19 protein-coding genes are annotated in these 21,035 nt (G+C 39.2%); 11 read left to right on the top strand and 8 right to left on the bottom strand.

What is annotated here, in order from left to right:
* Window positions 1-34: 34 nt before the first annotated feature.
* The 3 genes from FB379_RS15750 to FB379_RS15740 are packed head-to-tail and all read right to left on the bottom strand — an operon-like array spanning window position 35 to window position 1,632.
* Complete coding sequence (locus tag FB379_RS15750) at window positions 35-574, bottom strand: chromate efflux transporter ChrA (protein ID WP_144598370.1); 540 nt, start codon at window positions 572-574, stop codon at window positions 35-37.
* On the bottom strand, window positions 571-1,137 hold the full coding sequence (locus tag FB379_RS15745) for a chromate efflux transporter ChrB (RefSeq protein WP_063388248.1): 567 nt from the start codon (window positions 1,135-1,137) through the stop codon (window positions 571-573). The genes FB379_RS15750 and FB379_RS15745 overlap by 4 nt, the downstream gene beginning before the upstream one ends.
* Window positions 1,138-1,155: 18 nt before the next feature.
* Window positions 1,156-1,632 (bottom strand): chromate efflux transcriptional regulator ChrS, encoded by a 477-nt coding sequence (locus FB379_RS15740; RefSeq protein WP_063388247.1) that lies wholly within the window; start codon window positions 1,630-1,632, stop codon window positions 1,156-1,158.
* A gap of 220 nt (window positions 1,633-1,852) precedes the next feature.
* Here FB379_RS15740 and FB379_RS15735 point away from each other — a divergent pair, with 220 nt between their 5' ends.
* From FB379_RS15735 to FB379_RS15725, 3 genes are all read left to right on the top strand, one after another.
* On the top strand, window positions 1,853-3,088 hold the full coding sequence (locus FB379_RS15735) for an MFS transporter (protein WP_144598369.1): 1,236 nt from the start codon (window positions 1,853-1,855) through the stop codon (window positions 3,086-3,088).
* A complete protein-coding gene (gene ggt / locus FB379_RS15730; RefSeq protein ID WP_144598368.1) occupies window positions 3,085-4,665 on the top strand; it encodes a gamma-glutamyltransferase in 1,581 nt (526 codons plus the stop codon). The genes FB379_RS15735 and ggt overlap by 4 nt, the downstream gene beginning before the upstream one ends.
* Before the next feature lie 1,303 nt (window positions 4,666-5,968).
* Entirely contained in the window at window positions 5,969-6,772 is an 804-nt protein-coding gene (locus FB379_RS15725) for a DNA-methyltransferase (protein WP_144598367.1), read from the top strand.
* A gap of 89 nt (window positions 6,773-6,861) precedes the next feature.
* Here FB379_RS15725 and FB379_RS15720 read toward each other — a convergent pair whose 3' ends face one another.
* Genes FB379_RS15720 through FB379_RS15700 form a run of 5 tightly spaced genes read right to left on the bottom strand, consistent with a single transcriptional unit; the run spans window position 6,862 to window position 11,033 of the window.
* Entirely contained in the window at window positions 6,862-8,088 is a 1,227-nt protein-coding gene (locus tag FB379_RS15720; RefSeq protein WP_144598366.1) for an ABC transporter permease, read from the bottom strand.
* A complete protein-coding gene (locus tag FB379_RS15715) occupies window positions 8,081-9,016 on the bottom strand; it encodes an ABC transporter ATP-binding protein (protein WP_144598365.1) in 936 nt (311 codons plus the stop codon). The genes FB379_RS15720 and FB379_RS15715 overlap by 8 nt, the downstream gene beginning before the upstream one ends.
* 2 nt (window positions 9,017-9,018) lie before the next feature.
* Entirely contained in the window at window positions 9,019-9,894 is an 876-nt protein-coding gene (locus tag FB379_RS15710; RefSeq protein ID WP_144598364.1) for an ABC transporter ATP-binding protein, read from the bottom strand.
* Window positions 9,894-10,292: a GntR family transcriptional regulator gene (locus FB379_RS15705; RefSeq protein WP_144598363.1), complete on the bottom strand. Its 399-nt coding sequence runs from the start codon at window positions 10,290-10,292 to the stop codon at window positions 9,894-9,896. The genes FB379_RS15710 and FB379_RS15705 overlap by 1 nt, the downstream gene beginning before the upstream one ends.
* A gap of 15 nt (window positions 10,293-10,307) precedes the next feature.
* Window positions 10,308-11,033 carry a hypothetical protein gene (locus FB379_RS15700; RefSeq protein WP_144598362.1) on the bottom strand — a complete coding sequence of 242 codons (726 nt, stop codon included), beginning with the start codon at window positions 11,031-11,033 and terminating at the stop codon, window positions 10,308-10,310.
* A gap of 434 nt (window positions 11,034-11,467) precedes the next feature.
* Between FB379_RS15700 and FB379_RS15695 the strand changes: the two genes are divergently transcribed.
* The 8 genes from FB379_RS15695 (at window position 11,468) to FB379_RS15660 (ending at window position 20,740) form a co-directional block, all read left to right on the top strand.
* The gene (locus FB379_RS15695; RefSeq protein ID WP_144598361.1) at window positions 11,468-12,655 is read left to right on the top strand and encodes a glycosyl hydrolase family 18 protein; all 1,188 of its coding nucleotides are present in this window, start codon (window positions 11,468-11,470) and stop codon (window positions 12,653-12,655) included.
* A gap of 963 nt (window positions 12,656-13,618) precedes the next feature.
* Entirely contained in the window at window positions 13,619-13,801 is a 183-nt protein-coding gene (locus FB379_RS19050; RefSeq protein ID WP_144598360.1) for a DUF255 domain-containing protein, read from the top strand.
* Between the two features lie 70 nt (window positions 13,802-13,871).
* A complete protein-coding gene (locus FB379_RS15685) occupies window positions 13,872-15,752 on the top strand; it encodes a thioredoxin domain-containing protein (protein ID WP_144598359.1) in 1,881 nt (626 codons plus the stop codon).
* 667 nt (window positions 15,753-16,419) lie between these two features.
* Window positions 16,420-17,925 carry a 4-hydroxyphenylacetate 3-hydroxylase family protein gene (locus tag FB379_RS15680; RefSeq protein ID WP_144598358.1) on the top strand — a complete coding sequence of 502 codons (1,506 nt, stop codon included), beginning with the start codon at window positions 16,420-16,422 and terminating at the stop codon, window positions 17,923-17,925.
* 20 nt (window positions 17,926-17,945) lie between these two features.
* Window positions 17,946-18,431 carry a flavin reductase family protein gene (locus FB379_RS15675; RefSeq protein WP_063389616.1) on the top strand — a complete coding sequence of 162 codons (486 nt, stop codon included), beginning with the start codon at window positions 17,946-17,948 and terminating at the stop codon, window positions 18,429-18,431.
* A gap of 17 nt (window positions 18,432-18,448) precedes the next feature.
* Complete coding sequence (locus FB379_RS15670; RefSeq protein ID WP_144598357.1) at window positions 18,449-19,309, top strand: FAD synthetase family protein; 861 nt, start codon at window positions 18,449-18,451, stop codon at window positions 19,307-19,309.
* Window positions 19,310-19,338: 29 nt separating this feature from the next.
* Window positions 19,339-19,764: a GlcG/HbpS family heme-binding protein gene (locus FB379_RS15665; RefSeq protein WP_199757352.1), complete on the top strand. Its 426-nt coding sequence runs from the start codon at window positions 19,339-19,341 to the stop codon at window positions 19,762-19,764.
* A gap of 61 nt (window positions 19,765-19,825) precedes the next feature.
* Entirely contained in the window at window positions 19,826-20,740 is a 915-nt protein-coding gene (locus tag FB379_RS15660) for a catechol 2,3-dioxygenase (RefSeq protein WP_063389734.1), read from the top strand.
* The last annotated feature ends 295 nt before the right edge of the window (window positions 20,741-21,035 follow it).

Genomic DNA, 21,035 nt, shown 5'->3' with positions numbered 1-21,035 from the left:
TCACAGTTTCTCTGGTGCTCCAAACAGACCGATTTTAAAAATTGGGCAGAACAACTCCTCCATAAACAAAGGAAATCATAATGAGAATGGCAGGGTGAACCTTCCATTTTTCTAAGGCAAAGAACGATACAGCAGCAATGATGAGCGATTGGATAATTCCGAGCGAATGGACAGAGTCTTCTATCATTTCCCATGTTAAAAGCAGCATCATGACCGCAATAACAGGCTGTACAAGCAAGGTCATTCCTTTCACAACTAAAGATTCCCGGTTGCGTTGAATCAGTTTTAACAACAGAATCAAAGCGAAAGCTGACGGAAATACGGTCGCAAACAAGGCGATGAAAGCCCCCCACCATCCGTACACATCATAACCGACATAGGCGGCGATCTTCGTCGCAATAGGGCCCGGCAAAGAATTTCCCAGTGCGAGCATATTGGAAAATTCTGCATTTGTCAGCCATTTGTAATGATTGACAATCTCCTCATACATAAGCGGAATGGAAGCGGGTCCTCCTCCATAACCGAGTATGTTGGCCAAAAAGAAACCGATGAATAAGCTGATCCAAATTTTCATGCAGACATCTCCTTACTTCTGCTCTTCCGTTTTAAATGGAAAGCTCCATATGTTAAAAACATTAGAATTACAATAGCTGGATGAATCGAAATCACTTGCAGCAGGCAAAACGAAACAATCATCAGCAGGACGCCAAGCCATTTTCCCAATCCTTTCACGGCCTTTGCGGAAAATTCGTAAGCCAACTGCCCAAGCATGGCGGCGATCACCGGCATAACAGCAGAAATCATACCGTGGATAACAGGTGAATCGCTTAAAGCTGTGACCATTTTGAATAATAGAATCATGGCCAAACATGTAGGCAAAATATGAGCTGCTACGCAAATAAAAGCGCCTAATGCCCCTTTTTGTTTATATCCTAAGTAAGCGGCCATTTTTGTCGCGATCGGACCGGGCAGGGTATTGGCAATCGCCAATATTTCTGCAAATTCTTCATCTTTTACCCAACGGTATCTGGAAACTGCTTCATAACGGAAAAGCGGTATGACGGAAGGACCGCCTCCGAATCCAAAAATTCCGGTTCTCAGCATAGCCATGATAAGACTTTTATAAGAAGTTTGCATATTTCTCCCCCTCATCCTTTATAATTTCATTCCCATGCGGCTCTTGTATCGTTTAATGAGAATTTGACAGTCAACGCTGACGACACCGCGCATCGGATACAATTTTTTTGTTAAAAAATTTTCCATTTCTTGATTATTTTTAAAGATTCCATGCATATGGAGCTTGCTTGGTCCAGTCATATGGTACAAGCTTGTAACGGCATGCTCCTCCGCCAATTGTTCTGCCACTTCCTCTAAATATTGCGGTTCCACTTCAACGTTGAAAAAGGCGGAAACATGAATGCCGATTTTCGTCGGATTGATAACCGTCGTAAATTTCTCGATAATTCCTTTTTCAATTAAGTTGTTTATTCTCGCCTGAACGGCAACTCGAGACAAACCGATTTCTTTTCCGAGATCGGTATACGATATCCGGCTGTTTTCATGCAGCTTCTCTAAAATTTGTTTATCAATATGGTCTATGTCTAAATTCGGAATGTTGTATTCGAATGCCATTCATACCACCCTTTATTTCGTTATGTAGTTAATTTTCTAATTATAATTTCCTTTAGTATACAAAATATGTTTTATGATTTCTATAAAAAAATGAAAATATTTATTTGTTTACGAAACGAAAAAAACTTTGTTAAAAAAATTTACAAATTCAAGGAACTTTCCTCAGCAGCTTTCTATAATGAAATCAAATTTTTAAAAAAAGTTGAGAGGGGTGAAGAAAATGAAACGCACACATCCAGCCATCGTTATTTTCTTGTTTTTTCTAGGATGGGTATTTATGTATGCGGATCGAAATATTTTGTCGCCAGTGTTGGGAGAAATAGGAGAGCAGTGGAATTTAAACAATAGTCAATTAGGTTTGATGTCCACTGTATTTTTTATTGCCTATTCGATCATGCAAATTCCAACAGGATTTTTGGCTGATCGGTTTGGAAGAGTGAAAGTTTTAGTAATTGGTTATATATTATTTGGCATTACCACTTTTTTGAGCGGATTGGCATCTTCATTTGCATTGTTTTTGCTGATGCGCGCTTTAACAGGTATTGGAGAAGGCACTTATTACGGTTCGCAATACGGAATTTCTTCCAACATTACCCCTAAAAAATACAGAGGGATCGTTTCTGCAGTGATCAATAGCGGAATGGCTTTCGGCATTTCTCTTGGTTTTATTGCTGCTAGCTATTTCACATATACCTTAAACAAAGGATGGCAATTTTCATTTTATCTATTTGCCATTCCAACTATTATTGTTGCCATTTTGATAGGAATATGTGTACGAGATCAATCCAGCCATGAAAAAAAACAAGAAGTTCCTCATATGAAAAATAGCCAAAACTTAAAACGGTTGTTTACAAAAAATCATCTTTTCGTTTACATTCTCATCTTCTGCTCTTTATATGGATTCTTCGGAATGCTTACTTGGTTGCCTTATTATTTGCAGACGGTAAAAGGGGTAGAAGGCTCGCAAACAGGGATCATATCTTCTTTAGTGCCTTGGGCTTCGATTCCGGGGGCTATTTTCTTTGGATATGTTTCAGATAAAGTAAAAAATAAAAAGCCGCTGATCATCTTTTTAGCTTTTGCTGGAGCTGTTTGCCAATTTGTCATCCCTTATGCGGAAAATTATTCTTTGCTGCTAGCAGGATTAGTTTTTTACGGACTGCTAGGAAAATTGGCGCTCGATCCCGTATTAATATCTTATATGGCTGAAATTACGCCGTCATCCATGTACTCCAAAGTGTATGGTTTTTTCAATTTCAGCGGAATGCTTTCTTCAATTTTTGCACCTTATATTACGGGCTATTTTGCCGATATCACCGGCAAGCTTGAAATCGGCTTTTATTTGTCAGGTGTTTTGCTAATCATCGGTGCTGTTTTATTTCTATTTACGGAAGGTTCAAATCGCATGACCCATTTCGTTCAATACTACAAACCGGGGGAGGAACAAGTAAAATGAGCCAATCAATGATCGGAACGAAAAGTATGGTTGTCAGTCCGCATTATTTAGCATCGGCAGCCGGTTGCCGCATACTGCAAAAAGGGGGCAACGCCTTCGATGCAGCGGTAGCGGTCAGCGCCTGCTTAGCGGTTGTTTATCCGCACATGACAGGGATCGGAGGAGACTCTTTTTGGCTGTTTTACAGCAGAAAGGATCAAGCAGTTCGTGCGTATAACGGCAGCGGCCGGTCAGGCTATAACGCCACGCCTGAAAAATACGAAGGTTTACCCGCCATTCCGTATCGAGGCATTCAAAGTGTTATCACCGTGCCGGGAATGGTTGACAGTTGGGATGCCATCATAAAAGAATACGGAAGACTTTCATTGGCGGAGGTTTTAGAGCCTGCTATCGAATATGCGGAAAATGGATTCCCTTTTTCAAAGGATCAATATGTCAACACGCAAAAAAATGTTCAAATTCTGCGAGAATTTCCGGAAACATCATCGATTTTCCTGCCTCATCATCGAATTCCGAGCATAAATGAAAAATTTATTCAGAAGCAATTGGCGGATACATTGAAAGAGTTAGCGAACAAAGGAAGAGATCATTTTTACAAAGGCAGTTTAACAAAACGCATTGTATCAAGCCTTCGAGAAAAAGGCGGGATTTTAATAGAGGATGATTTTGCGGATCATCACGGAGATTGGGTCGAACCGCTGAGCGGAACTTACCGCGGTTATACCATGTATCAGGTTCCGCCCAATTCACAAGGCTTTGCCGGGCTAATGGCGCTAAATATTTTAGAAAACTTTGATTTTAAAACGATTCCGCACGGTTCTTTTCAGTATTATCACCTTTTGACAGAATCATTGAAAAAAAGCTTTCAAGACCGAAACAAAGTATTGACAGATCCCGAATTCTACCAGATTCCGCTTGATAAATTGTTAAGCAAAACATATGCGAAAAAGCTGGCCGAATCGATCAGTCTGACAAATGCAAGCGAAGTGAAGACTCAACCTGTCGGAAACGACACTGCCCATGCGGCTGTCGTGGATGAAGAGGGGAATGCGGTTTCCTTTATACAAAGTCTTTATTTTGAATTCGGTTCATGTGTTGTTGCTGGTGACACAGGGATTTTAATGCAAAACAGAGGATCGTTCTTTTCTCTTGATCGGTCGCATGTCAATTGCTTGGCGCCGAGAAAAAGAACGTTCCACACGCTGATGCCTGCAATGGCTTTTAAAGATGGAAAGCCGCATATTTTATACGGAACACAAGGAGGAGAAGGGCAGCCGCAAACACAAACAGCTATCATTACAAGAATGATTGATTATCGAATGAGCCCTGCAGAAGCAATATATGAGCCAAGGTTTGTGTGGGGAAGAACGTGGGGAGAAGAGACGGAAGAATTGAAGATGGAAGGCCGCATCTCAAAAGAAGTGATCGAATCGATGATCAAAGCTGGCCATCTTGTGAAAGTTGTTGAACCTATTGATAAAATAATGGGGCATGCCAACGCCATATTAATTGATGAACAAAGCTTTTTACATGGCGGGGTTGATCCAAGAGGAGACGGTGCGGCAATCGGTTGGTAACGGCGAATTCATAAAAAGCGGGGATTATGCTATCCGTTGTTTCATATATTGGAGAAGGGTTTACGGAAAGTATCCAGCTAGGGCAAAGCCTGCAGAATTCATTATTGGAATTCTACAGGCTTTTATCATTTGAAGAGGTTCTCACATCGGTTTATCCAACCCTGGAAATAAATTAGGAGAAGTTACAGCCAAAAGAAAGGTTTTAGTAGAAATATATAGGGAAGCTAAAACACCAACGATTGCAACAAGCTGTTTCGTGGACTAAATCTTTCATCAAACCTCCTTAACAAAACTTACGTTGATTTCCAGCTGCTTTTCGTCAAAAACAAACAGCAAAATGAAATTTTATATTCCGCAATACTGGTCCATATAATTGCTACCAAATAGCCAAAAATGCCATGATGACCATTTTAATCTCCTTCACCATCTACACAGGCAATCATATTAGAACATTTTTTATGTATTTTTACTTATCAAATTTGTATTTGATTATTTACAAGTAATAATAAGGGGTATAACTAATATATAAAAAGAAAATTTTTAACAGCGCTCATTACGTTTGTTATTTCTACTTTTATCATAGCGATTTTATTTCGCCAGTAGCATGTCTTTCTGACCAACAAACAGGATCTTCTTTTCACGATCTTCTCATGATATCTTTATACGTAAGCGTTGGGCTGTTCTTTTATGGATACCCATATCGATAGCAATTGATTTCATTACCAAAAGGTTTTTCGCATTTGCTTTACATATAATCTTCGGAATATTGCCTGCTATCATATTATGGATTTTTGCAGTTTTTTCTTTAGCTATTTCCGTTTTCTTCGTTGACGAAGTCATTAAATATGGAATAAATAGGGGCTTAATGGTTGAATCCTCATGAAACAGAATGAAACACCGGGAAAGTTATTCTTCAGTTTAGGACTGTAGCCAATTGAGCAACATACATCTGAAAGTGAGTGCTGAAAATGTTTCAAAATAACAAAAAAACCGGAGAGCTTTGGAGTGCATGATAAATACCTTGGCTGTAGTATGGAAAACTTTGATTGGACGAGCAAACTGGACAGAGATCAAGAAGGAAATAACGTCCCCAGAGGATTATGCGGAGAAGGTCATAAGCATAATCAGATAATCTGCACGCGATAACGCCCAAATACGAAAATTAAAATAAATAGGCAAGACAACAATCCACTGAAAGTCGCTGCGCCAAATGCTAGATACGAGCTAAATCGGTTGAGAATGTACGTTCTTCTATAGTATGATAAAATAGTTATCTCGTTTATTTTTAAAAGGGTGTTTGGATATGGACACAGAAACTGCATCTGTGAGAACGTTTAAATATGGAAACAATCTCGAAGTAAAAATTGAACTAAATGATTGCATATCCTTTTTAAAGTCTTTAAAAGATGAAAGCATCGACTTGATTGTAACAGACCCTGCTTATTCTGGAATGAATAACAAGCTGAAGCTCGGGAAGGGCAGAATCGTCGGTGAATATAAGCAAAAGGGAACGGAAAATGGGAAATGGTTTGCGGAATTTGAAGACAGTGAAGAAAACTATCATCTCTTTTTACAAGAGTGCAAGAGGGTGCTGAAAAAAGATACAGGGCACATTTACATCATGTTTGATTCTTTTTCTTTATTAAGCTTAGGGCATTTAATGAGAGAGTACTTTGACGTAAAAAACATCATCACTTGGGATAAAATCAATATGGGAATGGGGCATTATTTTAGAAGAAGGCACGAATATATTATTTTTGCTACGAACGGAAACAACCGCAAAATTAGAAACCGGTCTTTTCCGGATGTATGGCGGTTTAAACGAATTCACCATTCGAAATATCCGACTCAAAAACCGGTTGAGCTGTTCCAAGCGATGATTTATGCAAGTGCCGAAGAGGGATTTACGGTTTGCGACCCGTTTTTAGGGAGCGGATCGTCAGCTATTGCAGCCATAAAAAACAACTGCCGCTTTTTAGGATGCGATATCGCAAGCAATGCTTTTACAGCCAATGTAGAAAGAATTCATCACTATCTTAAAACAAAAGAAGACATCTATCAGCCCAAGCCTTGCCATATCGAAGGCGAACCGGTATTTTGGGAATAAAGATCGATCATAACTACGCAGCTTGCAAATGTTATTCATCTTCACCAAACCATAAAAAAATCGGCGTTTAGCCGATTTTTTTATTTTGATCATTGTCTGATCCAAGTCCATATTTCTTTTGGCGTGGCATTTTTTCCGTACATTAAGATGCCGACTTTAAATATTTTTCCAGCTAGTTTCATAAAGATCCAAACACTTATTATTAAGATTGCAAGTGATATGACAATTTCCGCCCATGGCCATTCCTCTAATATCGACAAACGAAGAATCAAAACAGCGGGTGATGTGAATGGAAGATAGGTGCCGATTTGCGCCCATAGCCCGCTTGGATCTGTCAGCACAGGTCCGACAAAAACAAATGACAAAAATGGCAGCAGGATAACTAATCCTTGAAAGTTGCCGGTGGTATATATATCTGCCATTGTGGCGCCGATGCCGACAAAAATTGACGAAAACAGCAAGTAGCCTAAAAGGGCAATCCCGATGAAAAGAAAAAGATGAGGAACGAACAAATAGTGAAATATCGGAACATCAATTTTCCATAAAACGATTGGAATGATAAAAATGAAAAATACAACAACTTGTAACATTCCTAATAGGAAATAACCAATAATTTTACCTTGCATGAGGTCTTTTGGCGTGACCGATGAAAGAATGATTTCCGCAATTTTATCTTTCTTTTCCTGCGAGGCGCTTTGAAAAATCATCATGCCGCTAAAAACAATGGATAGTAAAATGATGCTGGCAAAGGCCCCTGGTACAATGCGTTCTAAAATTTTTTCCGTTTCTCTTCCTCCGCCTTCAGTTTTTGAGATTTCACTAACGGTCGATTGTTCAAAGACGATTCCTTTCGAAATGGCTGCTAATTGATTTTTCGATAAACCAAGCTGCTCCAGCTGCAAAGCTTTTAACGGCTCTGCCAGCAGCTGAATTTGATTGGCAAACATCGGGCTAATCACATCGCTTGTGTAAACAGGGACAACGCCATCCGTTAATGACTGTTCACCGATAAACAAATAGGCTGTATTCTCTCTATTTTTTAGCAAATCTTCTATCTTATCTTCCGCGATGCCAGTTTTCTGAAGCTTGAATGGAAGGGTGTGAAGCTGTACTGCTTCCTGCAAGGCTGGCAAAATATTCAGCTTATCATTGACATAAACAGTTGTTACACTTTGATCCTCATCTGAATTGGCAAGATTTCCGAGCAGGAAAAAAGCTAAAAAGAGAATAGGCGTTATAAACAAGCTGATGATAAATGATTTGTTTTTTAAATTCCGCTTTATTTCCCATTTTGCTATTTTTATAGTATTACTCATAATTTTCACCAGCTTCCTGTAATAAATTTTGATCTGTGGCAACATCAATAAAGATTTCATGCAGGGAAATGCGGTCAAGCGATAATTCTTGAATTATCATATATTCCGGAAGGTTTTTTAACCATTTGGCAGGTTGAATGTCTTTTGTTAAATAAAGAGTTGATACATCTTCATTTTGTTCTATTCGTTGAACACCAGAAATTTGTTCTAGTACGGCGCGGTCATTTTTTCCGCGGATGACACATTTGAAATTCGCATATGTTTTCTTTACTTCCTCTATCGATCCATAAACCACCTTGCGGCCGCGATGGATCATAAATAATCTGTCACACATCTCTTCTACTATATTCATTTGATGGGAAGATAGAAGAATCGCTGTGCCGTTATTAGCTAAGCTTCTTATTTCTTTTTTAAATAACTCCTGGCTCACAGGGTCTATTCCGGAAAACGGTTCGTCTAAGATGAGCAGTTCAGGCTCATGCAGGATCGAAGCGATAAACTGTACTTTTTGTCCCATCCCTTTTGATAGTTCATCAATTGATGACTGTTCTTTTCCTTCTAAGCCAAATTTTTTTAAATAGACTTTAGCCCGCTCTTTTGCTTTTTTTAATGGGTAGCTTTTTAAATCTGCTAAATAAAGGAGAATATCCATTACTTTGACATTTTTATATAAACCGCGTTCTTCCGGCAAATAGCCAATTTTATGGCGCGGGATCATATTTTTTTGGCTATTGTGGAATGTAATGCTTCCTTCATCTGGATACATAATCCCCATAATGTTGCGAATGATCGTTGATTTTCCAGCCCCGTTCGGTCCTAATACCGCCATAATTTCCCCTTTTTTCACTTCAAACGATATATTTTGGATAATCGGATGATGTTTGAATGATTTTCCTAATTTTTCGACTGTTAAAACCGTTTCGTTCATATTTATGTTCCTTTCTGATAAATTGGTTGATTGAGCATAATCGTGATAATCTCTTCCAACTCTAACGATTCTGCTTTGATCCAATCGTATTGATGCTCTATTAAATACTGTTCTGTATTTTCTTGTTGTTGAGTGATGACAATTTGCTTTCCTTTTCTTCCAATTTCACCCGGTATCGGTTTATTTGGCAGAGGCTGCTGCAAAAAGTAACGTTTATATCTGCTGGCTAATTCTTCTTTTTCAAATTTTCCAAGCAATTGTCCGTTTTTCAGTACAATTAGATAATCAGCAAGCTTTCGAATATCATCTGTTTGATGGCTGGCAATGATCATCAGCTTTTCGCTTCTTTCCATCCATTCTACGAGAATATCCATCAGCATTTGTTTTGAAGGGATATCCATATGAGCGGTTGGTTCATCAAGAATCAAAATGTCGGTATCGCAGGCTAAAGTTAAAGCGATGCTTAATTTCTTTTGAACACCTTGTGATAAATTTCGATATAGCTTTCTTAAAGGGATATCGAACATTTGTACAAGCTGGTCGAAATATTTCTGATCCCATGTTGAATACCAATGGGAAGTGAGCTTCATCAATTCCAATCCGGTAAAGGAATTGCATCCAATCAACGTCTGCGGCAGGTACGAGATGTGCTGCTTCCAGCTTTCATCACGATTTTGTATTGATTGACCAAATAAGCGGATCTGCCCCTCATCTTTTTTCGCAAGATTCATCAGCATTTTCATTAATGTACTTTTACCAGCTCCGTTTTTCCCAATGAGTGCATGAATCGTTTCAGGCTCAAATGAAAGATCAATTGGCCCTAATTGAAAATCATCGATCGTTTTTCTTAACTGCATGATTTCTAACCAAGGCTGCATTAAGAACCCTCCTTTTCTCGCAATTCAACCATTACTTGTTGAAAGATTTGCTCAATCTCTGCAAACGTATAGTCATGGCGGAGCGCCGTTTGTACCGCGGTTTGAATAGCTTTGTACACCGTTTCTGTCTTTACTTTTTCTTTTTTAGTATCGTCTATGTCAGCTACAAACGTTCCTTTCCCTTGTGTTGTCTGGATAAACCCTTCATATTCAAGATTTTGGTAGGCGCGTCTAGTCGTAATCACACTAATTTCAAGGTCTTTTGAAAGGGCGCGGATCGAAGGCAGCGGCGAACCAGCAGGAAGCTGACCGCTTGCAATCAGCGCTTTAATTTGTTCTTCCAATTGATAATAAATAGGCTCCGGAGAATCTTTTGCTATCTGAATAGGAAGCTCCATTCAACTTCCTCCTTCTTAAAATAAATAATCCATTTTTTCAATTTTTTTGGACATATATTTTTGCGAGTAGAGCACGCCTATAGCAGCGAAAAGAACTGACGCAATAATACTTACTAGAGGCCATTTTTCCGCCATGAGCATCGTCAAAGGCACAAAGCCGTTTCCATATAAAACGTTAAATATCGTAAAGATAAACATGAATCCAAAAAATAAAGCGAATATATAAAGGACAAAATTCACCGTCGAAAGCCGGTAGCCGACATCACTAGCTGGAAACGAAGCTCCTAAATGAATGCCGATACCAATCCAAATCATGATAAATGCGAAATATTCCTTTAAGTCCAACGCTGCTCTAAGATCAGGAGAAAACGCATAGGTAAGAATAGATATTCCTAAATAGTAAGGAACGGCAAAAGCGAAAAAAATAATAAATCTGCTCTTAATGAGCACATCCTTTTGGATCGGCAGCTGCCTAAGTGTAATAAAAAAAGGAGATGCCCAAAAGTCGCCGCCTATTTTTTGATGATTAAATTCTTTCGGTTTGATCCATGCAGTTCCAAAACCAAATACAATAAAGAAAAAAATATCTAGCATAACGGTGCTTCTTTCCATATTTTTCGGAATGACAGTGGCGAAAAACATCGAAAACATGATGGCCATCAAGGCAAGCATTGCAAACCCTGATTTCAATTTTTTTAATTCAAACTTTGCTAGCCAAAACGCTTCCTTCCAATCGTTCATATTGATCTCCTCCAAGTGAACTGTTTTACTGTGTATATCTATATACACACTATATAACATTTTGTTAAATTTGACCAGTCTTTTTTGAAAAAATGTATGGATAGGCATCAACAACATTCGTTCTAAAAATTTTTAAGTAACTCCAAACGGTATGTAGAAGGACTGCAAAAAAAAAATTGCAACTTCTGGAGCTCAGGATGTAAATAAAAAAATTCGAAGCAGCTGATGAAAAAAATGTACGGAGAAACACGCAGCAAAATGGAACTGTAAAAAGGTCAACAGCAGATGAAAAATTCCTATGTAATTTTGCGACAGTCTTTTTTAAATACTTTTTCCAGCGCATATTTGCTGAATCTATGGACAGAAGTGAAAAACTCGGGAATATTCATCCTCTTGTTTAGGAAGTATAAGAAAAAACAAGAGGAGATGTTGTGATGAGAAAATTTGTCATTTTGCTCTGCCTTTCGCTCGCTCTTTCTGGATGCGGAAATGGAAATGATAAAAAGCAGGGCGCTTCTTATGATCAACAGCAAGGAACGACAACTCAGAATGAAGGAGATAGCTCGCTCATTAGGATACAGCATAGCCAATCTCCAGCAAAACGAATCCAAAAGGTAAACCCTGATCAGACGGCCCGCGACAAAAGACCTATTAACTCAATTGGATTTCTTGAGCCGATCACTCCGCAGCAATCCGTTTCTGACTTAAAAGGTGTCAGCCAGCATTTATCATATGTAGCTTTTTTCAGTTACCGAGTGAACGCCGATGGAAGTCTTGTTCCAATTGAAGACAGTGAAGCACTCGCAGCTGCTAAAAAATCCGGTGCGATTCCGATGATGGTCATCACCAATTTTACAGAAGGAAATTTTTCACCGGATATTGCTCATCGGATCTTTACAGATAAAACAGCCTTTAAAAGTTTGATCAATGGCGTTATTCAGACGATGAAAGCAAAAGGATATAAAGCTTTAAATATCGATTTTGAACATATTCGGGAAAAGGATCGTGAGCTGTATAACGGCTTTCTCGAAACGATTTTGCCGCAGGTTCGTAAAGCCGGTTTTACGGTTTCAACTGCATTGGCCCCAAAAACGAGTGATGAACAAAGAGGACCATGGCACGGAGCCCATGATTATAAGAGACATGGAGAGTTAGCAGATTTTGTTATTTTGATGACGTATGAATGGGGATGGTCCGGCGGTCCGCCAATGGCGGTGTCACCGATTCCGCAAGTTCGCAAAGTACTGGATTATGCCGTTTCCGTCATTCCGCGAAACAAAATTGTGATGGGCGCCCCTTTGTATGGGTACGATTGGACTTTACCATACAAAAAAGGCGGAAAATTTGCCAAACGAATCGCTCCGGCGGAAGCAGCAGACCTAGCGGCGAAAGAAGGAGTTGAAATTCAGTATGACAACGAGGCGCAGGCACCTTGGTTTCGCTACACCGATGATCAAAACAAAACACATGAGGTCTGGTTTGAAAATGAACAAAGCATGCAGGCAAAGTTTAATCTCGTAAAAGAATACGGACTGAATGGAGTGGCATATTGGGTGCTTGGCGAGCCTTTCCCTCAAAATTGGACTTTGCTTGAAGAGGAGTTTATTATTCAAAGACACTAAGCGGAGAAAAAATGGCATTAGCCCGCAACATTCTGAAAGAAGAAGGCGTCAACTGTTTGCAGATCAAAATCGAAGTCATACAAAATCAGTAGAGAAAAACAGCTCGTTTTTCTCTACTTGATTTATTTTAGGGACTTGTTCGGAAACCATTTATGAAAATTAAGCCGTTTTTTTGCTTATTTATGATAATGATCATTTCACCAAATAACAAACAAACATATTGCTTTCATTATTTACCTGATCTATTTCACTTGTTCCATCATAAAACCGTTTTTATTCATAAACTGAGCAGGTTGTGCAAAAATGCACATGATCATATTCCCACCCTGCATAATTGTGCACAAAAGTGCTATAGTTTAATAAAACATATGAAGTCAGCAGTAAACGCTGGCTTTTTTGTTGGATGATATTGTGATGAAACGTTGCTAAAAATATATTGGTTCAAATGAATATAACTGTTGGTGATTTTATAATCACTAATTTAAGGACATTAAGTGAATGATTTTATATTTGCTAATAAAATATCCATAAAAATAATATGGTACCGTCAAGAATTTTGTGTAATGTAAGTTAGATAGGGTATCTCTGAAATGGATTTAGAATAGAGAGGTATATTTCCTCCACACAGGAGACTGAATATTCAGTCTCCTGTGTGGAAAGGGAGAATCCACTTATTTTATTTATTTACAATATTTAGTTAACAATAACGTTCTTCAAACATTCTATGTATATGTTGCCAACAGGGGTTAACTAACATTTGTTGAATTGACTTATGATGAAGAAATGAATGTATAATTTTATTTACCTGAAGTTACTTTGTTAAGTATATTTTGCGGAAAATAACTGGTAAAATATAGATGGACGTTTCTTTCTAGCAAATACTTTTATACGGTCTTATGGACAACCGTTCATGCGAAGATGGAAGAAGCGTTCTAATATTTGATAAAAGGAAGTGTTACATTAATGAAGGAATATCTCGAACGTGAACGTTATAACGAAAAATACAATTGGTTAGTCTTGTCAAAAAGTCCTTACTTGAAGCAACATGAAACAAATCCTGTGAATTGGTTGGAATGGTCACCTGAAGCTTTCCAAAAAGCAAAAAGAGAAGGAAAGCCTGTACTTGTGTCTATCGGCTATTCCTAGCCCTGTAATGGGCTAATATATTAATAATTAAAAGGTGGATATAAAGTTTACATGTCACTGGTGCCATGTCATGGCTCATGAAAGCTTTGAAGATGAAGAAGTTGCAAAGATATTAAATGAACGGTTTGTCGCTATAAAAGTAGATCGTGAGGAGCGACCAGATATTGATTCCATATATATGAGGGTATGCCAGATTCTCACGGGGCAAGGCGGATGGCCGCTCAATGTATTTATCACACCGGATCAAAAACCTTTTTATGCAGGCACTTATTTTCCTAAGCAAAGCCGTTTTGGCCGTCCGGGATTTATCGATGTGTTGCAGCAGCTTTCGGAAATTTATCAAAAAGAGCATGAAAAAATTGAAAAGACAGCAGCACGCATAACGGAAGTTTTAAATAAAAATGCCAGTCGAAATAAGAAAGGTGAGCTGAAGCAAAGCGTTCTTCATGAAACGTTTCATCAGCTTTCAAGCAATTTTGACACAATTTATGGAGGGTTTGGTCAGGCACCGAAGTTCCCCATTCCTCACATGCTCATGTTTTTAATGAAATATCACGAATGGACTAAACATGAAAATGCTCTTTATTTTGTGAATAAAACGCTTGTGCAAATGGCAAAGGGAGGGATTTGGGATCATATCGGCTTCGGATTTGCCAGATATTCGACAGATGCCATGTGGCTCGTTCCGCATTTTGAAAAAATGCTGTACGATAATGCCCTTTTGCTTTATACATTCTCCGAGGCCTATCAAGTGACCCAAAACCCTCAATTTAAAACAATTGCAGAACAAATTATTGAATTTGTCCGACGGGACATGCGGAATGAATCAGGGTCTTTTTATTCTGCCATTGATGCAGATTCTGAGGGGGAGGAAGGGAAATTTTACGTATGGACAAAACAGGAAGTGGTAGAGATTCTCGGGCAGGAACTAGGCGAACAGTTTTGTCATATTTACGATATAACTGAAGAAGGGAACTTTGAAGGAAAAAATATCCCGAATCTCATTCATACGAATGAAGAAAAAGCGGCAATTACCTATCAAATGGGGCTGGAAGAGCTGAAAGAGCAATTGGAGCAGGCGAGACAAAAGCTTTTTGAAAAACGAATTGAAAGACCGTTTCCCCATGTTGATGATAAAGTGCTGACCGCGTGGAATGCTCTCATGATTGCTGCACTAGCAAAAGCAGGAGCTGTTTTTGATCAGGAAGCATATATCGAAATGGCAAAAAAGGCGCTGGATTTTATTGAAAATCATTTAATTGTAGACGGAAGAGTTATGGTGCGCTATCGCGATGGCGAAGTAAAACAACAGGCGTTCATTGATGATTATGCATACCTTCTTTGGGCCTATATCGAAATGTATGAAGCAACATTTAATTTAACTTATTTGCATAAAGGTAAACAGCTTGCTGATAAAATGATTGATCTTTTTTGGGATCAAGAAAATGGCGGATTTTTCTTCACAGGTCATGACAGTGAAGCAATGCTTGTCAAGGAGAAGGAAATTTATGATGGTGCGCTCCCTTCAGGAAACAGCGTTGCGGCCTTCGCGCTTTTGAAATTGAGCAGGCTGACCGGCAATTTGGATTTACACGAAAGCGTTCAGCAAATGTATTCTATTTTTAAAGAGGAAGTGGAGAAATACCCAAGCGGTCATACGTTTTTCTTGCAAAGCCTTTTGATGGAACAGCTGCCGCAAAAAGAGGTTGTCATTATTGGTCCGAAAGATTGCAGCAAAAGGAAAAGATTATTGAATCGTATTCAACAGGCGTATACAATGGAACTTTCAGTGTTAGTTGCTGAAGATCCAAATCAATTTGCACAAATTGCGGAATTTGCGAAAAATTATCGCATGATCAATAATGAAACAACTATTTATATATGTGAAAACTTTGCCTGCCAACAGCCGACAACAGATGTAGAGGAAGTTATAAATACATTGAACTTATAATGAAAATGTACGATACTATTATCCCCGACAGGCAGACAGTAAAAAACGATGCATTTAATACGATGTTCTGAAAGTCTGCCTCGGACTGGGGTTTTTATGTGAAAGGACAATCCTGAAAACGGGGAGTCGTTCGTTTGCAGTTTAAAGAGCACTTTCTGATCGGTGACTTGATCCGATTGCTGACGATTCGGCTTCTGACAGCGCAGAAGAAACGCTGATCTTATCGGCGGTGCCGCAAACATATTGGAATAAAGAGCAATGCCCAGATAGCACAAGGGATTCAGAAAGTTCACATTGCTAGGTCATTGAAAGATCAGCGGGAAATGTGATTACAACATTTCAGTACATTAGACAGGGATATGTATGAGCATTATATGATAAAAAACGCCTGGAGACTATTCACCGGAAGCAATCGAAGCCAAGATATGTATGAATATTATTTGAGAAGACTGTCTCACGCTCAAATCGCCAGCTTGTTGCCATTTTGACGCAATGCTGGTGTTTGGCAATGAGGCAGTCTTTTTTGTGTATTTTCAACAACAATTGTTTAGTTTTCAATGATTTTTAAACAAACGCTGTCATTGTCTGAAAATTCAAATCAATTATATGATAGAACCGTAGAGGAAATACCAGTTCATTATATTTTCATTTAGGAAGGTGATAAAAGATGATGAATGGTAAGGAATATTTAGAAAGTTTAAGAGATAACAGGGTTGTTTATTTAAATGGAGAAAAGATTGATGATGTTACAACACATTCTGCCTACGAAAACTCTGCTCGCTCCATAGCAAGAATGTATGATGCTCTTCATGATGAACAGATGGGAAAAATTTTAACGACGACTACTGAAGAAGGCTATCAAACTCACAAATTTTTTAAAGAACCAAAAAATGCTCAAGATCTTTTAGAAGCAAGAGATGCGATTGCACAATGGGCCAAGCTGAGCTATGGCTTTATGGGGCGCACCCCTGATTATAAAGCTTCTTTCACAGCACATTTGAAAGCGTTTGCGGATTATTACGAAGGTTTTGAGGACAATGCGCGACATTGGTACAAAAAAACAACAAAAGAAGTTCCGTTTATTAACCATACGATTATTAATCCGCAGGTCGACCGTTCAAAACCTCTTCATGAAAATAAAGATGTTTATGTTCGCGCTGTAAAAGAGCGGGATGACGGTATTATTGTAAACGGTGCCAAAATGGTGGGAACGGCAGCTGCACTAACTCATTATAACTTCGTCTCTAACTATGGAGCTCAAGATTTAGGAGATGGTGATCAAAGCCATGCACTCGTCTTCTTTGTACCGATGAATGCGCCTGGCGTAAAAATGATCAGCCGTCAATCGTATGAACAAATCGCAAAAACATTAGGTTCTCCGTTTGATTATCCGCTTTCCAGCCGTTTTGATGAAAACGATGCAGTCATTGTATTAGATAATGTATTTATTCCTTGGGAGAACGTACTTGCCTACAAAAATGTAAACGTAGTAAACGGGTTTTTTGTTGAAACGGGATTTGTAAACCGCTTTACATTCCAAGGTTGTACGCGTTTTGCCGTCAAGCTTGACTTTATGGTCGGCTTATTAATGAAAGCGACAGAGGCGGCAGGTACGAAGCAGTTTCGTGGGGTTCAGGCAAATATCGGTGAGGTTATTGCCCTTCGCAATATGTTTTGGGCTCTTTCTACCGCAATGGCAGCCAATTGTGAAACGAAAAATGGCGTTGCACTTCCGAACCTTCAGTACGGCGCTGCTTACCGTGTGCTCGCTCCAATGGTATGGCCGCGCGTCAAACAAATTTTTGAACAAATCGTTGCGGGGGGCCTCATTCAATTGCCTTCCAGTGCCAGCGACTTTTTAAATCCGGAGCTGCGACCGTATCTCGATCGTTATTATCGCGGTTCAGGCATTGATGCAAAAGAGCGGGTGAAATTGATGAAAATGATTTGGGATGCGATCGGAACGGAATTTGGCGGACGTCATGAGCTTTATGAAATCAACTATGCGGGCAACCATGAGAACATTCGTCTAGAGACGTTAAAAATTGCTGATGCAACTGGAGATTCCGACCGATTTAAAGAGTTTGTCGATTCCGCTTTGGATGATTACGATCTAAACGGTTGGCTCAATGATACTTGGGTATCTCCACAAAAAGAACTTGTGCAGAAATAAAAGGAAAGGAGGTGTTGGATATGGACGATCGCTTGTTTCGCAATGCGATGGGGAAATTTGCTACAGGGGTGACGGTCATTTCAACGGAGCATAACGGAGATATTCATGGAATGACAGCAAATGCCTTTATGTCCATTTCCTTAAATCCGAAGCTTGTGTTAATTTCCATTGGAGAAAAAGCGAAAATGCTGGAAAAAATTCAACAATCAAAAAAATATGCCGTTAACATCTTGTCGCACGATCAACAAGTGCTTTCGATGAATTTTGCCGGGCAGTTGGAAAAACCAGTCGATGTACAATTTGAACAGCTGGGGGGGCTGCCGGTCATTAAAGATGCTCTTGCGCAAATTTCCTGCCAAGTTGTTAATGAGGTTCAAGCAGGTGATCATGTCCTTTTCATCGGGGAAGTGACGGATATAAACATGACAGAGCAAGATCCGCTTCTGTTTTTCAGCGGAAAATACCATCAGCTTGCTCAAAGCGAACAAGCGACGGCGTCGAGCTAAAAAAAGGGGGCATTTCATTGAAAACAATCATCATTGATCATCAAAATGATCTAGATCTTATTGCCTCTTGCCCTGTCGTTGCTGCACTAGGGTTTTTTGACGGCGTTCATCTCGGACATCAAAAAGTCATTCAGACCGCTAAAAACTTGGCGGAAAAAATGGGGGTAAAAACAGCGGTTATCAGCTTTTTTCCGCACCCTAAAGACATAATCGGCAAAACGGGAAAACGTGTCCAATATTTGCTCCCGCCTGCCGAAAAAGCAAAAAAGTTTTCCCATTTAGAGATTGATTACTTTTATTTAATACGATTTACATCGGAATTTGCAAGACTTGAGCCGAAGGAATTTGTCCAGAAATATTTAGTTCCGCTGCAAATCAAGCATGTAGCAGCTGGATATGACTTCACGTACGGCCGAAAAGGAAAAGGAAGTTTAGATACGATGGAGGAAGACAGCGGATACTCAATCACTGTCACGAAAGTAGAAAATGTCAAACGAAACGATGAAAAAATTAGTTCTACGTTGATTCGAAATAAGATTCAATCAGGATTGATGGAAGAACTTCCTGATTACTTGGGAGAATTTTACGAAACAAAAGGAAAAATGATCCATACTGATGCAAAAGATGAATTGATTTTGGATCGGTACTATATGCTTCCTCCAAAAGGATGCTACGACGTGGCAATTGATATAGGAAAAGGGTGGTTTGAGGGACGCGTGCTTGTTACTAAGCAGAAAAAAATCTATTGGCTTGGTCCATCCATATCTTCTGTGTGGAGTATTTCTCGAGTCAAAGTAAAATGGATTGCCAGAAGTTTCGATTTCACATTAGAGATCGAAGAAAAGGAAGAGAAAAATCTAGTATTTACAAAAGGATAGCGGTGTTGACTTTAGGAAAGGGGGAAGAAATGTTGGCGTTTTTACAGCAAAAAAGCATCAGCAGTGACTTGGCGAAAAAAATGATTGACAAAGCGGTACAAAAGGCTGAAGAACTTGGAGTGAAAGTGAACATTGCTATTGTGGATCAAGGCGGAAATTTGAAATCGTTTTTCCGGATGGACGAGGCGCCTCTTTTAAGCATACAAATTGCTCAAAATAAAGCCTATACGGCAGCGGCATTCGGGATTCCGACCCATCAATGGTATGACATGATCAAAGATGAGCCGAGCTTGCGCCTTGGGATTGTCCATACAGAAAAGCTTGTCGTTTTTGGAGGAGGGTACCCGATTTATGACGGAAACGATTTAGCTGGAGGAATCGGGGTCAGCGGCGGCTCAGAAGAAGAAGACAGATTGTGCTGCGAGGCTGCGTTATCTTTATTGGAAACGGTTTAATGGAAAGAGCTGATGATCAAATTCATTAAAATAAGATTTTTCAATGAAAGGGAGGATTCAAATGAGCGAAATTTTAAGATTAGGGCGATTGGAGCTTCGGGTGTTGGATTTAGAAGAATCTGTAAAATATTACACAAATGTCATTGGGCTTGAAGTGACAGGACGCGAGGAAAATCGAGTATATTTAAAAGCTTGGGACGAATATGACCATCACAGCATCATTTTGCAAAAATCCGATACAGCTGGAATGGATCATATGGCATTTAAGGTAAAAGATATTTACGAGCTGGAAAAATTAGAATATAAAATTGAGCAATTTGGCTGCAAACTTTCCCGAATTTCCAAAGGTACTAGATTAGCAGAAGGAGAAGCGGTTCGTTTTCAGCTTCCAACAGGCCATCATATGGAGCTGTATACGGAAATAGAACAAGTAGGGACAAAAACTGGGAATCTAAACCCAGATCCATGGCCGGATGGACTAAAAGGAATTGCTCCGCATCGATTGGATCACGCTCTTTTAACAGGCGATGATTTAAAAACAGCAACCCGCTTCTTTACGGAAGTGCTCGGTTTTAGACAAACCGAGAAAATCGTTACGGTAGATGGAGAAGATTTAGTCGGAAGCTTTATGTCAGTGACGAACAAAGGTCACGATCTTGCATTCGTGAAAGGACCGGATGCGAAATTTCATCATGCAGGATTTTATGTCGATAACTGGTATGAAGTATTAAAGGCAGCAGATATTTTAACCAAAAATAATGTTCAAGCAGAAGTGACGCCAACAAGACACGGCATTACACGAGGCCTTACCGTTTACTTTTTTGATCCATCCGGCAATAGAAATGAAGCATACACAAGCGGTTATATGAGCTATGCAGACTTTCCGACCATTACTTGGACGGAAGATAAAATTGGAACAGGTATTTTCTATCATCGAAGAGAACTCATTGAATCATTCTCTAAAGCACTAACATAAAAATACAAAGATCAAGAATATTCTTGTTAAAGGGGTTCGATCATCTCTTCTGATTCGGGAAACACGTAAGGAGATGTTTGCAGCCCCTTCGCTATTTATTTTGCATTCTTAAAAAAGAAATGCTTCAGATGGCTGACCGAAAATCGCTTGAAGTCGATGTTTGGGGTCAGCTTCTTTTTATACGGACATGCGAATTCATAATTTACGGATTGTTCTTTTGATGCGGTTTCCATGCCTATTAATAGTACGTTTCATTTTGATACATCTAAAGGAACATGTTTTTAGGAATACAAAC

Origin of the sequence: Aeribacillus composti (genome assembly GCF_007827555.1) — a bacterium.
Taxonomy (GTDB): Bacteria; Bacillota; Bacilli; order Bacillales; family Aeribacillaceae; genus Aeribacillus; species Aeribacillus composti.
The sequence above is the reverse complement of the archived record's forward strand: the minus strand, read 5'-3'. Positions and strand labels throughout refer to the sequence as shown.

What these genes read in the sequence shown, in the direction of transcription:
- FB379_RS15750 (WP_144598370.1), bottom strand. Translation starts at nt 574, where the DNA reads ATGAAAATTTGGATCAGCTTATTCATCGGTTTCTTTTTGGCCAACATA.
- FB379_RS15745 (WP_063388248.1), bottom strand. Translation starts at nt 1,137, where the DNA reads ATGCAAACTTCTTATAAAAGTCTTATCATGGCTATGCTGAGAACCGGA.
- FB379_RS15740 (WP_063388247.1), bottom strand. Translation starts at nt 1,632, where the DNA reads ATGGCATTCGAATACAACATTCCGAATTTAGACATAGACCATATTGAT.
- FB379_RS15735 (WP_144598369.1), top strand. Translation starts at nt 1,853, where the DNA reads ATGAAACGCACACATCCAGCCATCGTTATTTTCTTGTTTTTTCTAGGA.
- ggt (WP_144598368.1), top strand. Translation starts at nt 3,085, where the DNA reads ATGAGCCAATCAATGATCGGAACGAAAAGTATGGTTGTCAGTCCGCAT.
- FB379_RS15725 (WP_144598367.1), top strand. Translation starts at nt 5,969, where the DNA reads ATGGACACAGAAACTGCATCTGTGAGAACGTTTAAATATGGAAACAAT.
- FB379_RS15720 (WP_144598366.1), bottom strand. Translation starts at nt 8,088, where the DNA reads ATGAGTAATACTATAAAAATAGCAAAATGGGAAATAAAGCGGAATTTA.
- FB379_RS15715 (WP_144598365.1), bottom strand. Translation starts at nt 9,016, where the DNA reads ATGAACGAAACGGTTTTAACAGTCGAAAAATTAGGAAAATCATTCAAA.
- FB379_RS15710 (WP_144598364.1), bottom strand. Translation starts at nt 9,894, where the DNA reads ATGCAGCCTTGGTTAGAAATCATGCAGTTAAGAAAAACGATCGATGAT.
- FB379_RS15705 (WP_144598363.1), bottom strand. Translation starts at nt 10,292, where the DNA reads ATGGAGCTTCCTATTCAGATAGCAAAAGATTCTCCGGAGCCTATTTAT.
- FB379_RS15700 (WP_144598362.1), bottom strand. Translation starts at nt 11,033, where the DNA reads ATGAACGATTGGAAGGAAGCGTTTTGGCTAGCAAAGTTTGAATTAAAA.
- FB379_RS15695 (WP_144598361.1), top strand. Translation starts at nt 11,468, where the DNA reads ATGAGAAAATTTGTCATTTTGCTCTGCCTTTCGCTCGCTCTTTCTGGA.
- FB379_RS19050 (WP_144598360.1), top strand. Translation starts at nt 13,619, where the DNA reads ATGAAGGAATATCTCGAACGTGAACGTTATAACGAAAAATACAATTGG.
- FB379_RS15685 (WP_144598359.1), top strand. Translation starts at nt 13,872, where the DNA reads ATGGCTCATGAAAGCTTTGAAGATGAAGAAGTTGCAAAGATATTAAAT.
- FB379_RS15680 (WP_144598358.1), top strand. Translation starts at nt 16,420, where the DNA reads ATGATGAATGGTAAGGAATATTTAGAAAGTTTAAGAGATAACAGGGTT.
- FB379_RS15675 (WP_063389616.1), top strand. Translation starts at nt 17,946, where the DNA reads ATGGACGATCGCTTGTTTCGCAATGCGATGGGGAAATTTGCTACAGGG.
- FB379_RS15665 (WP_199757352.1), top strand. Translation starts at nt 19,339, where the DNA reads ATGTTGGCGTTTTTACAGCAAAAAAGCATCAGCAGTGACTTGGCGAAA.
- FB379_RS15660 (WP_063389734.1), top strand. Translation starts at nt 19,826, where the DNA reads ATGAGCGAAATTTTAAGATTAGGGCGATTGGAGCTTCGGGTGTTGGAT.